This window comes from Geminocystis sp. GBBB08 (assembly GCF_016743215.1).
Taxonomy (GTDB): domain Bacteria; phylum Cyanobacteriota; class Cyanobacteriia; order Cyanobacteriales; family Cyanobacteriaceae; genus Geminocystis.
This window is the reverse complement of sequence record NZ_VRZC01000022.1, coordinates 1-13,603: the sequence shown is the minus strand read 5'-3', so window position 1 is coordinate 13,603 and position 13,603 is coordinate 1. Positions and strand designations below refer to the sequence as shown.

The 13,603-nt window shown below is 33.0% G+C and carries 13 protein-coding genes and 2 tRNA genes; 8 read left to right on the top strand and 7 right to left on the bottom strand.

What is annotated here, in order from left to right; translation table 11 throughout:
• The first annotated feature begins 24 nt into the window (after positions 1 to 24).
• From FWJ34_RS04760 to FWJ34_RS04745, 4 genes are all read left to right on the top strand, one after another.
• Entirely contained in the window at positions 25 to 1,200 is a 1,176-nt protein-coding gene (locus FWJ34_RS04760; protein WP_396231670.1) for a glycosyltransferase, read from the top strand.
• Between the two features lie 154 nt (positions 1,201 to 1,354).
• Positions 1,355 to 2,599 carry a HAMP domain-containing sensor histidine kinase gene (locus FWJ34_RS04755; RefSeq protein ID WP_308254179.1) on the top strand — a complete coding sequence of 415 codons (1,245 nt, stop codon included), beginning with the start codon at positions 1,355 to 1,357 and terminating at the stop codon, positions 2,597 to 2,599.
• 62 nt (positions 2,600 to 2,661) lie between these two features.
• Entirely contained in the window at positions 2,662 to 3,297 is a 636-nt protein-coding gene (gene purN / locus FWJ34_RS04750; protein ID WP_308254178.1) for a phosphoribosylglycinamide formyltransferase, read from the top strand.
• A gap of 13 nt (positions 3,298 to 3,310) precedes the next feature.
• Complete coding sequence (locus FWJ34_RS04745; protein WP_308254177.1) at positions 3,311 to 3,643, top strand: DUF565 domain-containing protein; 333 nt, start codon at positions 3,311 to 3,313, stop codon at positions 3,641 to 3,643.
• A gap of 115 nt (positions 3,644 to 3,758) precedes the next feature.
• Here FWJ34_RS04745 and FWJ34_RS04740 read toward each other — a convergent pair.
• Together FWJ34_RS04740 and FWJ34_RS04735 are read right to left on the bottom strand one after the other, a co-directional pair.
• A tRNA-Ser gene (locus FWJ34_RS04740) sits at positions 3,759 to 3,845 on the bottom strand.
• 45 nt (positions 3,846 to 3,890) lie between these two features.
• Positions 3,891 to 4,274: a hypothetical protein gene (locus FWJ34_RS04735; RefSeq protein WP_308254176.1), complete on the bottom strand. Its 384-nt coding sequence runs from the start codon at positions 4,272 to 4,274 to the stop codon at positions 3,891 to 3,893.
• A 157-nt stretch (positions 4,275 to 4,431) separates the two neighbouring features.
• On the opposite strand from FWJ34_RS04735, the gene FWJ34_RS04730 reads away from it, so the two are divergent.
• Together FWJ34_RS04730 and FWJ34_RS04725 are read left to right on the top strand one after the other, a co-directional pair.
• The gene (locus FWJ34_RS04730; protein ID WP_308254175.1) at positions 4,432 to 5,595 is read left to right on the top strand and encodes a GuaB3 family IMP dehydrogenase-related protein; all 1,164 of its coding nucleotides are present in this window, start codon (positions 4,432 to 4,434) and stop codon (positions 5,593 to 5,595) included.
• Positions 5,596 to 6,387: 792 nt separating this feature from the next.
• A complete protein-coding gene (locus tag FWJ34_RS04725) occupies positions 6,388 to 6,906 on the top strand; it encodes a transcriptional repressor (RefSeq protein WP_308254174.1) in 519 nt (172 codons plus the stop codon).
• 163 nt (positions 6,907 to 7,069) lie between these two features.
• Here the strand turns inward: FWJ34_RS04725 and FWJ34_RS04720 are convergent, their stop codons facing one another.
• Both FWJ34_RS04720 and FWJ34_RS04715 read right to left on the bottom strand, forming a co-directional pair.
• On the bottom strand, positions 7,070 to 7,312 hold the full coding sequence (locus FWJ34_RS04720; protein ID WP_308254173.1) for a hypothetical protein: 243 nt from the start codon (positions 7,310 to 7,312) through the stop codon (positions 7,070 to 7,072).
• 134 nt (positions 7,313 to 7,446) lie between these two features.
• Positions 7,447 to 8,844, bottom strand: coding sequence for a CAP domain-containing protein (locus FWJ34_RS04715; protein WP_308254172.1), 1,398 nt, complete (start codon positions 8,842 to 8,844; stop codon positions 7,447 to 7,449).
• A 130-nt stretch (positions 8,845 to 8,974) separates the two neighbouring features.
• On the opposite strand from FWJ34_RS04715, the gene FWJ34_RS04710 reads away from it, so the two are divergent.
• A tRNA-Ala gene (locus FWJ34_RS04710) sits at positions 8,975 to 9,047 on the top strand.
• Positions 9,048 to 9,172: 125 nt separating this feature from the next.
• On the opposite strand, the gene accA is transcribed toward FWJ34_RS04710, so the two are convergent.
• The 3 genes from accA to menA all read right to left on the bottom strand — a co-directional run bounded on the left by accA (position 9,173) and on the right by menA (position 11,904).
• Entirely contained in the window at positions 9,173 to 10,150 is a 978-nt protein-coding gene (gene accA / locus FWJ34_RS04705; RefSeq protein ID WP_308254171.1) for an acetyl-CoA carboxylase carboxyl transferase subunit alpha, read from the bottom strand.
• 164 nt (positions 10,151 to 10,314) lie between these two features.
• Positions 10,315 to 10,776 carry a DUF29 domain-containing protein gene (locus FWJ34_RS04700; protein ID WP_308254170.1) on the bottom strand — a complete coding sequence of 154 codons (462 nt, stop codon included), beginning with the start codon at positions 10,774 to 10,776 and terminating at the stop codon, positions 10,315 to 10,317.
• A gap of 207 nt (positions 10,777 to 10,983) precedes the next feature.
• Positions 10,984 to 11,904, bottom strand: a complete 921-nt coding sequence (gene menA, locus FWJ34_RS04695) for a 2-carboxy-1,4-naphthoquinone phytyltransferase (protein ID WP_308254169.1) — start codon at positions 11,902 to 11,904, stop codon at positions 10,984 to 10,986.
• Positions 11,905 to 12,013: 109 nt separating this feature from the next.
• Here menA and FWJ34_RS04690 point away from each other — a divergent pair, with 109 nt between their 5' ends.
• Positions 12,014 to 13,435 carry an isochorismate synthase gene (locus tag FWJ34_RS04690; RefSeq protein ID WP_308254168.1) on the top strand — a complete coding sequence of 474 codons (1,422 nt, stop codon included), beginning with the start codon at positions 12,014 to 12,016 and terminating at the stop codon, positions 13,433 to 13,435.
• Positions 13,436 to 13,603 lie beyond the last annotated feature (168 nt).

The following is a 13,603-nucleotide window of genomic DNA, read 5'->3' as shown; positions in this document are numbered from 1 at the left end:
CCTATTAATCTCCCTAATATTTTCATGACTTTAGACAATTTAATGTCAACTCCCACAGGTAATTTAAGCATTGATTCTTCTACCGACAATATTTTATTATCCCTAATTATTCCTACCTATAACGAAAGTAAAAATATTACTATTTTAGTCGAAAAATTAACCACATTATTGGAAAAAATAACACCCCAAGAATATGAATTAATTATAGTTGATGACGACAGTCCTGATTTTACTTGGAAAGTAGCTTTAGAATTGACAGAAAAATATCCGCCATTAAAAGTTATTCGTCGGATAGGAGAAAAAGGATTATCGACCGCCGTAATTAGAGGTTGGCAAGTGGCAAAGGGAGAAATTTTAGGAGTTATTGACGCTGATTTACAACATCCTCCTGAAACCTTATTGAATTTGTGGGCAGAAATTAATAAAGGTGCAGATTTAGCCGTAGCCAGTCGCAATGTGGAAGGAGGAGGCGTTAGTGATTGGAGTATTTTACGTCGTTTTTTGTCTCGTGGTGCCCAAACTTTAGGATTAATTATATTGCCTGAAGTAATTGGACGAGTTTCTGATCCCATGAGTGGTTATTTTTTAGTCAGGCGTGAGTGTTTAATTGGTTGTAATCTTAGCCCTTTAGGGTATAAAATTTTAATCGAAGTTTTAGGAAGGGGTAAAATTCGTTGGCTTAGTGAAGTTGGATATGTGTTTCAAGAACGTCAAGAAGGAGAAAGTAAAGTAACAAAAAAACAATATGTTGATTATATTCATCATTTGATTCGCCTAAGATTTTCTTTATGGCCAATTAGTCGTTTTTTACGTTTTGCAATAGTCGGCTTTAGTGGCGTTTTTATTGATATGATATTTTTGTTTTTATTAAGTGATCCTTCTACTTTAGCTTTACCTTTAACTCGTAGTAAAATTATCGCTTCAGAGTTGGCAATTATTAATAATTTTTTATGGAATGATGCGTGGACTTTTAGAGATATTTCTAAAAAACAACCTAGTAAACGCCAAAAAATTAAGCGATTTATTAAGTTTAATATTGTCTGTTTAGCAGGATTAATTATTAATGTTTTATTATTAAATTTCTTCTTTAATATGTTAAGTTTAAATCGTTATTTAGCTAACTTTATTGCCATCGCTTTTGTTACTCTTTGGAATTTTTGGCTAAACTTAAAATTAAGTTGGCGAAGCACTGAAATCTAAAAATATAATCTTTTATATAACTTAACAATCAGGCTCTTGATGAGTTAGGTGTGCTAAAGATGAAAATTGTCAAAGGCAAAAATATCTTGCTAATAAACAGTATTTGTTAAAATAAATATAATATTAGATTTAAGTAATCAGAGGGGTACAACTTATGACAATCGCTCCATTACCTGACAATGAAAAAGAGCGAATCGAAGCATTAATGAGATACGACATCTTAGACACTAATTTTGAAATGGCTTATGATGAATTAACTCAATTAGCCGCATCTATTTGTGGCACTCCTATTGCTTTAATGAGTTTAATTGATCGAGATCGCCAATGGTTTAAATCAAGAGTAGGATTGTCGGCAACGGAAACCCCAAGGGATTTAGCTTTTTGCGCCCATGCGATTCTTAAAGATGAAGTGATGGTAGTAGAAGATGCCAGTCAAGATGAACGTTTTTTCGATAATCCTCTTGTAACCCAAAATCCCAATATTCGCTTTTATGCTGGTGCCCCTTTAATTACGCCTGATGGTTATGCTTTAGGCACTCTTTGTGCTATTGATTCCGTGCCTAGAAATTTAACATCCGAACAATTAAAGGCTTTAAACATTCTAGCAAAACAAGTTATTAGTCAACTAGAATTAAGAATTGCTTTTAAAAAATTACAAATTTATTCTCAAGAGTTGCAGGAATTAAATGCTAGTAAAGACAAATTTTTCTCTATTATTAGTCATGATCTTAAAGCACCTTTTAATACTCTTCTCGGTTTTACTGAAATACTTAAAGATAGTGTTGAATCTATGGAATTAGAGGAAATCATAGATATATCTCAAGATATTTATCATTCTGGACAAAATGCCTTTAATTTGCTTAAAAATCTATTGCAATGGTCAATGTTAGAAACTGGTAAAATGAAGTGTAATCCCGTCTCTGTCGATCTTCATTTGTTATGCCAAGAAATTATTACCATTATGTCTCCCACTGCTAAAGAGAAAAAGATTGATTTACAACTTCAAAGTCCTTCTCCTTGCTTTGTTTTTGGCGATCGCAATATGTTATATTCAACCATTCAAAATTTAGTCTCTAATGCCCTAAAATTTACCCCAGAAGGCGGGAGAGTAAAAATTCAGATAAATCAAGGACAACAATTCACTCAAGTAGATATTATTGACAATGGATTGGGCATGGCTTCAAAACAAATAGCAAAATTATTTAAAATAGAATCTTGTAGTAGCAGAGAAGGAACCAAAGGTGAAACAGGAACGGGTTTAGGGTTATTGTTATGTCAAGAATTTGTCGAAAAAAATGGTGGTAAAATTTGGGTAAAGTCAGAAATCGGCAAAGGATCTCAATTTAGCTTTACTATTCCATTATCACCCACTTACCATCAATCAAAAACGCCGAATTAATAATGGGCTCTTGATTAGTTAATATGCTAAATTAGTTAAAATTCAAAACTATTCATTCAATTATGGATCATTCTTTTCCCACCGTTATAGTTTCCCCTTCTTTGACGTGGGAGCAATTACAGTTACAGAAAACGATTAAATTGGGAGTTATGGCTTCAGGTAGTGGGACTAATTTCGAGGCGATCGCCCAAGCTATCAATGAAGGAAAATTGAATGGACAAATAGAGTTATTAGTTTACAACAATCCCCATGCCAAAGTAAAAGAAAGAGCCGATAAATTAAATATTCCTTCAGTTTTATTAAATCATCGTGATTACCCTAGTCGAGAAGCCTTAGACGAAGCAATTGTCGAAGTATTTAAAGCTCATCAAGTGGAATGGGTAGTAATGGTAGGTTGGATGCGTATTATTACCAAAGTTTTATTAAAAGCTTTTCCTCAAAAAGTAATTAATATACATCCGAGTTTATTGCCCAGTTTTAAAGGTATTAATGCCATTGAACAAGCCTTAAAAGCGAAGGTAAAAATAACAGGTTGTACAGTACATTTAGTTGATTTAGAAGTAGATAGTGGCCCTATTTTAATCCAAGCGGCCATACCAATTTTACCCGATGACACCTCAGAAACTTTACATCATCGAATTCAAATTCAAGAACATCGTATAATTACTCAAGGTATTGCCATAGCTGTTCAAAGATAGGTAAGGAAGGAAGATGCAACAAACCCGTTTAAATTTGTTAATAACAACACTAATTAATCAATTTGTTAGTTTTTTAGTCAATCCTTGGCGAAAATTATCTTTTATCATTATTTCTTTATTATTAGGTTATTTTCTTGCCAATATTTTAACTACATCAGCAGGACAATTAGGACGCTGGGATGTAAGCATTGCACTTATTTTTCTTTTATTCACAGAATTTTCAAGTATGTTTATCTATCGTCGCAGTAATTCTCCGAATAAATCTCCTTGGTTAGACTTGTTAAATTCCCTCAAAATTGGCTTTATTTATGGGCTTTATTTAGAAGCATTAAAACTTGGCTCATAAAACTTAAATGCAGTTTATATTAGTTCCCCCATATATCCCACAAAACCTAGTTAATAAGATTGATAATAATGATATTATCGTTAATCTTATTAGTCAACAATAATGGTTAGAATAACGGAGAGAGAGGGATTTGAACCCTCGAAGATGTTGCCACCTTAACAATTTTCGAGACTGCCGCATTCAACCACTCTGCCACCTCTCCTGATTTGCTTTCTATTATAGTTATTTATGGGCTATTTAAGCAAGATCAATGTGAATGACTGGCAAAAGACTTTAAACGTAGCAAATTAAAAGTTTGCCCTAAATTCAGAGGTAACACAGAAACTCCTTCTAAGCGAGACTGAATCCAACCATCTCCCCAACACCATTCTTGATAACCGTCAATACCACCACTTAAAATTAAGCGCAAACAATTCTGATCAATAAAATCTACTTTATTTTTGATTTCTATTAAACCCAGATAAAAACTAAAAGTATCATTTTGAGACAATTTTTCAGAAGTATTTTGAGCAAATTTTAAAGGAAAAAACCATTGTTTTAATTGATTAATGTCTAATAAACAATCACGGAAAACAGTATCTTTTACCTTGACTTCGATTCTTAATTCACTTTTTTGAAATTTACCCAACATAAACTATTCTTTCCCATTTCAAAGTAATTGAACTTCGATCATATCTTAGCTAAATTTCTGCATTAGAAAGAAATTCCTTTCAAATATTGCTCAAATTGCCACGATCGATGAAAATTTGATAATCTAAGCAAATAAACTTAATAGTAGAAAAAATAAAGTGAGTATTGTAATTGGTCGTGGAAAAGAAGCGCGTAGAGCCTACGGTATAGATGAAATCGCCTTAGTACCTGGTAATCGTACATTAGATCCTATTTTAGCTGATACTAGGGTTACTCTGGGGAATATTGAAAGAGAAATTCCGATTATTGCTAGTGCCATGGATGGTGTTGTCGATGTAAATATGGCAGTCTTATTATCAGAATTAGGTTCTTTAGGAGTATTAAACCTTGAAGGAATCCAAACCCGTTACGAAGATCCTAACCCTATATTAGACCGTATTGCCTCCGTTGGAAAATCAGAATTTGTCGGTTTAATGCAAGAATTATACAGTGTACCTGTTAAAGCTGAATTAATTACCAAAAGAATCACCCAAATTAAGGAAAAAGGAGGCATTGCTGCCGTCAGTTTAACTCCTGCGGGTGCAAGTCAATTTGGGAAAGTAGTAGGGGAAGCAGGTGCTGATTTAGTCTTTATTCAAGCTACAGTAGTATCTACTGCCCATTTATCCCCCCAAGTGGTAACACCCCTTGATTTAGCTACTTTTTGTGAAGAAATGCCCATGCCTGTTTTTCTAGGTAACTGTGTTACTTATGACGTAACTTTACAGTTACTAAAAGCTGGGGCAGCTGGAATCTTAGTTGGTATCGGCCCTGGGGCAGCTTGTACTTCTAGGGGGGTTTTAGGAGTAGGTGTGCCTCAAGCTACTGCGGTGGCTGATTGTGCTGCGGCTAGGGATGATTTTCACAAAGAAACGGGTAAATATGTGCCAATTATTGCCGATGGTGGAATTATTACAGGTGGTGATATTTGTAAATGTATTGCTTGTGGTGCAGATGCTGTCATGATTGGTTCACCCATTGCTCGTAGTGCCGAAGCTCCGGGTAGGGGTTATCATTGGGGTATGGCTACTCCAAGCCCTGTTTTACCTCGTGGTACTAGAATTAATGTTGGTACTACCGGTACGATTGCTGAAATTTTGCGAGGACCTGCTAAACTAGATGATGGCACACATAACTTATTAGGTGCATTAAAAACCAGTATGGGTACATTAGGGGCAAAAAATATCAAAGAAATGCAGGAAGTGGAAGTTGTAATCGCTCCTTCTTTATTAACGGAAGGTAAAGTTTATCAAAAAGCCCAACAATTAGGCATGGGCAAATAGATAATACCTCAGTTCGACATAAAGAAAATGATCAAAACTAGACAGGTGGACAAGTGGACAGGGAGAAAAATTCTCAATATTTGATGTACTTTGAGAGAATTTTATTCATTCACCAGAAATACAATCTTCCTGTCTGCCTGTCTGCGTGTCTTCCAAGTCAGCCCTCATCTATTTTTATATCGAACTCAGGTAGATAATGGGTGATAGGGTGAATAGGAGATACGGTGAATACAGGATAGGTGATGGTGTTAAAGAAAGAAAAGTTTTATAAGTAATTATCTCACTTTGAAATTTATGTTTGATCCTGTTGGCCAATGAATTTTTGATAACGTAATTAGCCCTCTTTTGTCAGTTTCCGATTTTAACTATTATTAAATATTTTCAAACAGCTTGATAACTAAAGATTAAAGCATACTACAGAGTCAAATTTACTAATTTAAAGTTTCGATTTATTTCATATTATTAAATATGACCTCGATCGATTGATCTACAACAGTTGCAGAATCTATAAATTGCAAGTGTTTGCGGAGTTTGACAAAAGAGGGTTAGTGGGATACCGCCTTTTTTTACCACAGAATAAGCGTTTCAGCCATTAGCCAACAACTTCATTTATTTCCAAGCTAATCGTTGACGTTATCTTTAGATAACTAAATTCCTAATTCCTAATTTCTAATTCCTAATCCCCCATCCCTAACTACTACTTATTCTCAATAAGGGCAATTTAGTTGCAAATAAGGTCTAAAGAAAAGTATCATAGATAAACAAATGATTTGTCTTCCCCCCAAATTGCTTATGTCTTTAGATACCACCGCATCCATTAAAAAAAAGCTAAACTCCAGAGGTTGGCGGATGACTCCCCAAAGAGAAAAGATCCTTGAAGTATTTAATAATCTTCCTCAAGGAAATCATCTCAGTGCGGAAGAGTTACATAAATTACTAGAAGAAGACGGCGAAAATATTAGTTTATCTACTATTTACCGTAGTGTTAAATTAATGACAAAAATGAGGGTTTTGCGTGAGTTAGAATTGGCTGAAGGTCATAAACATTATGAGTTAAATCATCCTTATCCTCACCATCACCATCATATTGTTTGTGTTCAGTGTAATAAAACTATTGAGTTTCAAGACGACTCCATTCTCAAACATAGTCTCAAACAATGCCAAAAAGAGGAGTTCCAATTAATTGATTGTCAGTTAACGGTAACAACTATTTGTCAGGAAGCTATTGAAATGGGATGGCCTTCTACTTTACCGAACGATTGGTGTTGTAGTCGGGCGATCGCAGATGGTCAACATAAAACTAGAAATTAATTTAATCATACCATTAAACTATCTTGAAAACGTCAAAAAAAGGACGAAATGTTAAATTTCTCCTTGAAAAAGCCGAAAACAAATTAACGGGTGATGAATTTTTGACCAATAAAAAATAAAAGTGAAAATCCCCGTTATAATCTCTGATTTAACACTGAGAGTGTCAATGAGAATAATCAGCGATCACCGTAATATAGATCAAGTGGAGTAGTAAGAGAGTGCCCCAAATCAGACTAAATTGTGTAGCCCAAAACCATTCAGGATGATTAAAATTATGAAAAAACCAAACTCCAGAATTACAAGCTAAAAATAAGGCAACATGAACGGCAAAAGTCATGCGATCATCTAATTTTCGATATTCTGGATCATTTTGACGATCAGGTTCTCTAGGCCAACGTGGGGGCATAATAAATGTGTTTGAGTTTAACTATGACTAAATTTTAACATTAAATGCACATTAGAGATGGCCAAGATGCCCGTTTTACCTATTTTTCTTTTATTATTGTTTCAACGAACCTGATATTAGAACTGCTATCTTAACTAAGAACTAAGAACTTTAAATGCAACTCCTTCTAAAATAAAATTAGAGTAATTTGTTAATATATTATTTTTTTCAGTTTCTCCTACAAATAAATAAGTACCGGGTAAATTAATATTTTGAAAGCGATAGATAGAATCTCCTTGATTACTCTGGGCAGGATAGACATAAAAAGCTAAACCTTCGTCTCGAAAATTAGTGAAATTTTGACGAATATTATTAGCTTCTGTTTCTCCGGCATATAAATAAGTACCCGGAATATTGTTATTATGAAAACGATAAATTGTGATTAAATTATCATGGGTAGATATACCTACAAAAAAAGCTAATCCTTCTAATTTAAAATTGAAAAAGTTACTTTCAATATTAGTTTTTTCTTTCTCTGCTGTATATAAATAAGTACCTAATTGATTTTGATTTTGAAAACGATAAATAGGTTCATTTAATAAAGAGTCTGTTTCGTTTATAGTAACATTATCAGAAGAATTATTTACTGGGATAGTAACATTATCAGTGGGATTATCAGAAGAAGAATTATTATTGCTAACAGCATAAGAAGGATCGTCTGTGGCTATATCTAATTTGATATTTTGGTCGTTAATAGTAATAAGTTTACTAATAATATCATCTTGAGGATCTTGATCTAAATTACCAATAAAACTAACATTATAAGTACCCGAAGACAGTTTTAAAGAATATCCTCCTGTTGACCAATTTTGAGTTTGATATTTCTGTTTAGAATCAACATTCTCAGCGATAATATTAATATTTCCAATCCCTTCGCCGATAGTATAAAAATCATCATTTATCACAGAATCATTATAAATTACTCCCGTTAAAAAAGCACCATTATTGCCTGAATAAGCAAAATGTTGAGTGGTCATTACCGCATTATAATTGATGCTGTTAGAGGTAAAAATTCCTTCAAGAGATGCTATACCAATTTCTTGAAAATCATCTTTAAGAATGGCTACTCGATGGCCTCTATTGGGATAATTAAGATCAATGAATAAGTTATCATAGTTATCGATAGTAAATTGTATAAAGTCTAAATTTCTTGTTGTGCCTTTCCAAGCAATATTTTCACCACTAGCCCAAGGTGTAATAAATTCATATCCTGCGGTTTCCATTCGTTGCTTAGAAGTAGAATTATTAATCCCAGTGTGACTAAAAATATCATTATCAAGCATCCATTGGCTATGATTTTCTGCACTTTGATTGAGGTAAAGGTTAAATGTTAGAGGTTGTTTTGCTATATTAGTAATAGCATTTTGTAACGTTACACCTTCATTTAATAATCCATTAATTAAACGATCAGCTTCTGCTTGGGGATTTTCTCTTGCCCTGTTAATTAATTCTAACATTAATTGATCGATCGCCGTTGGTTCTCTTTGTAGCATCTTTCGTCATTAATTGAGGTTAGCTATTTTTATTCTATCCTAACCAATATTCTTGTTCAAAAAAAATTATTGATTTTTGTGTAGAAATCCATTATAATAGTTAACTATGTGTAAAAAAAACACTGTTTAAGGGGTTATAGCTCAGTTGGTAGAGCACTGCAATGGCATTGCAGGGGTCACCGGTTCGAGTCCGGTTAGCTCCATCTTAATTGCTAATATTAAAAGACTTCGACGAATTTATTTTTAATTGGTTTGTAGGGGTTGAATATTGTTCAACTCCTAGGGCTTCAGCCCGTTTTCCCTTAATTATGGTCGATGTGTAAAGTAATTATATTTCTAAAAATACTCCCAAGTTACGAAATTTTTGATACCTTAATTCTTTTCTTTCTTTTGAACTTAGGTTGGATAGGTATTCTAAATTTTCTAATATCCCTTTTTTTAAGATCCCAGCAGTGGCTAAAGGATCTGAATGCGCACATCCGGGAGGTTCTGGTAATATTTGATCTATAATACCTAATTCTTTTAAATCTTTGGCTGTAATTTTTAACGCTATGGCTGCTTGATCTGATTTTTTAGCATCTTTCCATAATATAGCGGCACAGGCTTCAGGACTAGCTACGGTATAAACAGAATGTTCAAACATCATTAATTTCTCAGCTACTCCAATACCTAAGGCCCCTCCTGAACCGCCTTCACCGATTACTGTGGTTATAATTGGCACGTCTAAACTAAACATTTCCCTTAAATTATAGGCGATGGCTTCTCCTTGTCCTAATTTTTCTGCTTCAACACCAGCATAAGCTCCAGGTGTGTCAATAAAGGTGATAATGGGCATAGAAAATCTGTTAGCGTGTTCCATTAAACGCATAGCTTTACGATAACCGCCGGGGGATGCCATGCCAAAATTACGCGCTACGTTATCTTTCGTGTCTCTTCCTTTTTGATGCCCGATAATTACTACTGCCCTGCCGTCTAATCTGGCTATACCACCAATTAAGGCCGGATCATCATAGCCTCTGCGATCGCCATGTAATTCGAACCATTCTTCGGTCATCCCTTGAATATAATCGAGGGTGGAAGGGCGACGGGGATGACGAGCAATTTGTAGTTTTTGAGAAGGAGTAAGAGTACTAAAAATTTCTTTCCGTAGTTGTTCAGCTCTGGCTTCTAATTCTTGTAACTGTTCTGATACATCTACTTGATTTGCTTCCGCTAATTCTTTAATTTGATTGATTCTAGCTTGTAGTTCTACTAAGGGTTTTTCAAATTCTAGTAAAAAGGTACGTTTTTGTTCTGTTTTTGCCATATATTTTGTTTGTGTATAAACGGTTTTTGATATTCTTTTACATAAAAGTCGTCTCCAATCATTATCTTTCAGGGGGGTAGCTCTGTACGGGTTGAATATTATTCAATCCCTACGAGGAGTTGAAAAATCTTTTTTGGAGAAGTCTAATCATTAATTATTAATTGTTATGGTAACCAGTTTTCATCAAGGATTTGTTCAAGAGATGCCATAGGTTTTTCGGGAAAAGTATCAAGGAGTAATCCAGCTCGTTGAGAAGCTATTTGTCGTCCGTCTTGATAACATTCCTCAAAAACATCTTTAAGATAAGGTTGAAGGCTTGGACTATCTTTTAAAATACGTTTGATTTGTTTACGAAAATTAATAATTTCTCCTTTCCAATGGTTTTTATTTCTATCCCTTTCTGATTCCCAATAAGCTAATTTCAGTAAATGTTCAATTAACCTCATTAGTAAACTCTCTAATTTATGTTTATCACGCCGACTCAAATCCAAAACCTCCTCAATTAAATTATCCCAATCAAGGGAATCTAAATCTCTTTTTTCTAATTTTTTGACTGTTTCCAACACCCAGAGATTATAATCTGTATCATATAAATCTTTTGTATTTTTGATTAATTCGGCTACCATTGTTCTATTCTCCGTTTTTTTGATAATCTGATGCTCACTTTTAACAATAATGCCCGGAGGGGTTTAACAGTGTTAAACTCTTGTAAGTGGAGTTATAAAAGCTCCCAAATGATGTCTATAAATAGTTAGTAATATTAAAAGATTATTTTTTTGAGTTTATTATTTGATAATCATATTTTGTGAGCATTGCCCACCCTACTAGAACTTTTATTGAATTAAGCCCAGACATAATAATATTCCACTGCAAAAATGATAATTAACCGCGATAAATTTACTATTTTTTACTTTCTCTGGTTGATCATGATACTGGTTAACGTGATTGATTAATTGATAAGAGATCGGCATACTTAGCATTACGATTAAAGTACTATAGGGCAATATTTTCATTACTGTTAAAAGAAAGCATAAACCGTAAAACAAAATTACTGATATGATTAATATTTGTGAGCCTAATTTTGTACCTAATCTCACTATCGGTGATTTTTTTCCAGCAGCTAAATCGTCTTTTACTTGATGAAAATGAGAACAAAAAAGGATAATTGAGGTTGATATACCGATAATAGTCGATGCCCATAAAGAAGACACGGAAAATACTTGAGTTTGACTATAATAAGAAGCGGCTATCGCCATAGGACCAAAAGTAACAAAACAGATTAATTCTCCTAAACCTAAATAACCAAGGCGAAAAGGTGGCCCTTGATAGCTATAACCTAATGCACAACAAGCGGTAATTAACCATAATAAAGTCCAATTTTGCAACCAATAATTGATTAACAAAATACCCCCTAAACCTAAAAGTAAACATATATTACTAATCCAAAACACAAGAGTTCGATTTCCTGTTAAATTCACTACTGAATGAGCTTTATTGACATCAATGCCCGTGTCGGAGTCAAAAACATCATTACTGAGATTAAGCCATGCAATAATCAAAATAGCTGATAATAAAAAGGTTACGAAAATCTCAAAGTGAAAAATTTTTGTTTGTGCATAGGCAAAAGCTGTACCAAAACTAATAGGAATAACGGCTACAGTGTACATTGGTGGTTTTATAGCCGCAAACCAAAGTTGACGTTTACTCGCTGATTGATTAACAATGAGGGATGTTGTTTCATCGGTTATGGTCATGATCTCTAATTCGATATGATAGTTAGGAATATCAATTAATTATTTTCTATTGTTAATTGTCCATTGTTCATCGTTAATTGTCTATATAAATATTTTAAATCTTAGCTTTATGCCTGTAATGCCTAACGACTTTCATTTTTTAGATTATGCTCACGGTTTTAAAGAGTTAATTTTTCAAGGAAAATCGACAGAAAATCAAGGACAAAATATCCAAAATATTACCTCTATTTCTCATATAATTGATCCCATTGATCCTTTAATCTTTCTTTCAATTATGAAACAACATAATCAACTTTCTTTTTATTGGGAAAATCAAAAAAAACAGGAGGCGATCGTAGCTATTGGAGCGATTAAAAGTTTACAGGTTAATGATAATCAAACAGAAAATAATCGATTTGAACAATGTCAACATTTTGTCAAAAATACCTTAAATGATATTAATTATATAGACGAATCTTTAAATATAAACTATCCTCATTTTTTTTCTTATTTCACTTTTTTAGATAAACATAATCATTATAATAAATCGTTTTCTTTGGCAACCATTTTTATTCCTTATATACAATTATTTAAAAAAAAAGATATTTATACCTTAACTATTAACACTTATAATAATTATCCTAATCTTGAAAAAATTAAAGAGCAAATAAAAAATAATTTTAGCGAAAAAATTATCTTACATCAATCTTTAAAAACAGAAAAAGAAAACCTTTTATCTTATAGTTTAGAAGAATCCCAATATCAACCTTTTATTGATAAAGTAAATCACGGATTAGAAGCAATTAAAACCAAAAAGTTAACCAAAATAGTTGTTGCTCATGCTTTAGAAGTCAAGACTAATACAAATTTTAATATTATTAAATCTCTTAAAAATTTAAGGAAAAATTATCCTGATTGTTATATTTTTGCTATTGGTAATGAACAAGAGGAAAATTTTATTGGTGCTAGTCCGGAAAGACTACTTTCTATCCAAGATAATCAACTTATTAGTGATGCGTTAGCAGGATCAGCTTCTAGGGGGAAAAATAATGATGAAGATCAAAAAATTGGGAAAAATTTACTTAATAGCGAAAAGGAAAAAAGAGAGCATCAAGTAGTTAGTAATTTTATTTTTAAACAATTATCAAACATGGGCTTAAATCCTCAAAAAGCATCTCTACAACTGTTAAAATTATCCAATATTCAACATTTATGGACACCAATTAACGCCGAAATAAATCCGAATATTACCCCCTTTGAAATCATACATAAATTACATCCAACTCCTGCCGTAGCCGGAGAACCAATTAATCTTGCTTGTAATCTAATCGAAAAATCAGAAAATTTTGATCGCAGTTTGTATGCGGCCCCCATTGGTTGGTTAGATAAACAAGGTAATTGTGAATTTATCGTGGGAATAAGATCAGCTTTAATTAAAGAAAATTCTGCTCGTTTATATGCTGGTGCTGGTATTGTCGCTGGTTCAAAACCTGAACAAGAATTAACAGAAATTAAACTGAAATTTCAAGCCCTTTTACAGGCATTAATTTAATTACAAATTAGGAATAATATATAAAGAATTTTAAAATTATTAAAGATCAATCCAAATAGGGCTATATTGAATTTCTGAGTCAGAAAAAATTGTTTCTGTGGAAAGTTTATCTTTAAATTGATTATTTTTAATAATATCTTCTTCCTCTTTTACTAACTCGTATAATGT

What these genes read in the sequence shown, in the direction of transcription:
- FWJ34_RS04760 (WP_396231670.1), top strand. Translation starts at nt 25, where the DNA reads ATGACTTTAGACAATTTAATGTCAACTCCCACAGGTAATTTAAGCATT.
- FWJ34_RS04755 (WP_308254179.1), top strand. Translation starts at nt 1,355, where the DNA reads ATGACAATCGCTCCATTACCTGACAATGAAAAAGAGCGAATCGAAGCA.
- purN (WP_308254178.1), top strand. Translation starts at nt 2,662, where the DNA reads ATGGATCATTCTTTTCCCACCGTTATAGTTTCCCCTTCTTTGACGTGG.
- FWJ34_RS04745 (WP_308254177.1), top strand. Translation starts at nt 3,311, where the DNA reads ATGCAACAAACCCGTTTAAATTTGTTAATAACAACACTAATTAATCAA.
- FWJ34_RS04735 (WP_308254176.1), bottom strand. Translation starts at nt 4,274, where the DNA reads ATGTTGGGTAAATTTCAAAAAAGTGAATTAAGAATCGAAGTCAAGGTA.
- FWJ34_RS04725 (WP_308254174.1), top strand. Translation starts at nt 6,388, where the DNA reads ATGTCTTTAGATACCACCGCATCCATTAAAAAAAAGCTAAACTCCAGA.
- FWJ34_RS04720 (WP_308254173.1), bottom strand. Translation starts at nt 7,312, where the DNA reads ATGCCCCCACGTTGGCCTAGAGAACCTGATCGTCAAAATGATCCAGAA.
- FWJ34_RS04715 (WP_308254172.1), bottom strand. Translation starts at nt 8,844, where the DNA reads ATGCTACAAAGAGAACCAACGGCGATCGATCAATTAATGTTAGAATTA.
- accA (WP_308254171.1), bottom strand. Translation starts at nt 10,150, where the DNA reads ATGGCAAAAACAGAACAAAAACGTACCTTTTTACTAGAATTTGAAAAA.
- FWJ34_RS04700 (WP_308254170.1), bottom strand. Translation starts at nt 10,776, where the DNA reads ATGGTAGCCGAATTAATCAAAAATACAAAAGATTTATATGATACAGAT.
- menA (WP_308254169.1), bottom strand. Translation starts at nt 11,904, where the DNA reads ATGACCATAACCGATGAAACAACATCCCTCATTGTTAATCAATCAGCG.
- FWJ34_RS04690 (WP_308254168.1), top strand. Translation starts at nt 12,014, where the DNA reads ATGCCTGTAATGCCTAACGACTTTCATTTTTTAGATTATGCTCACGGT.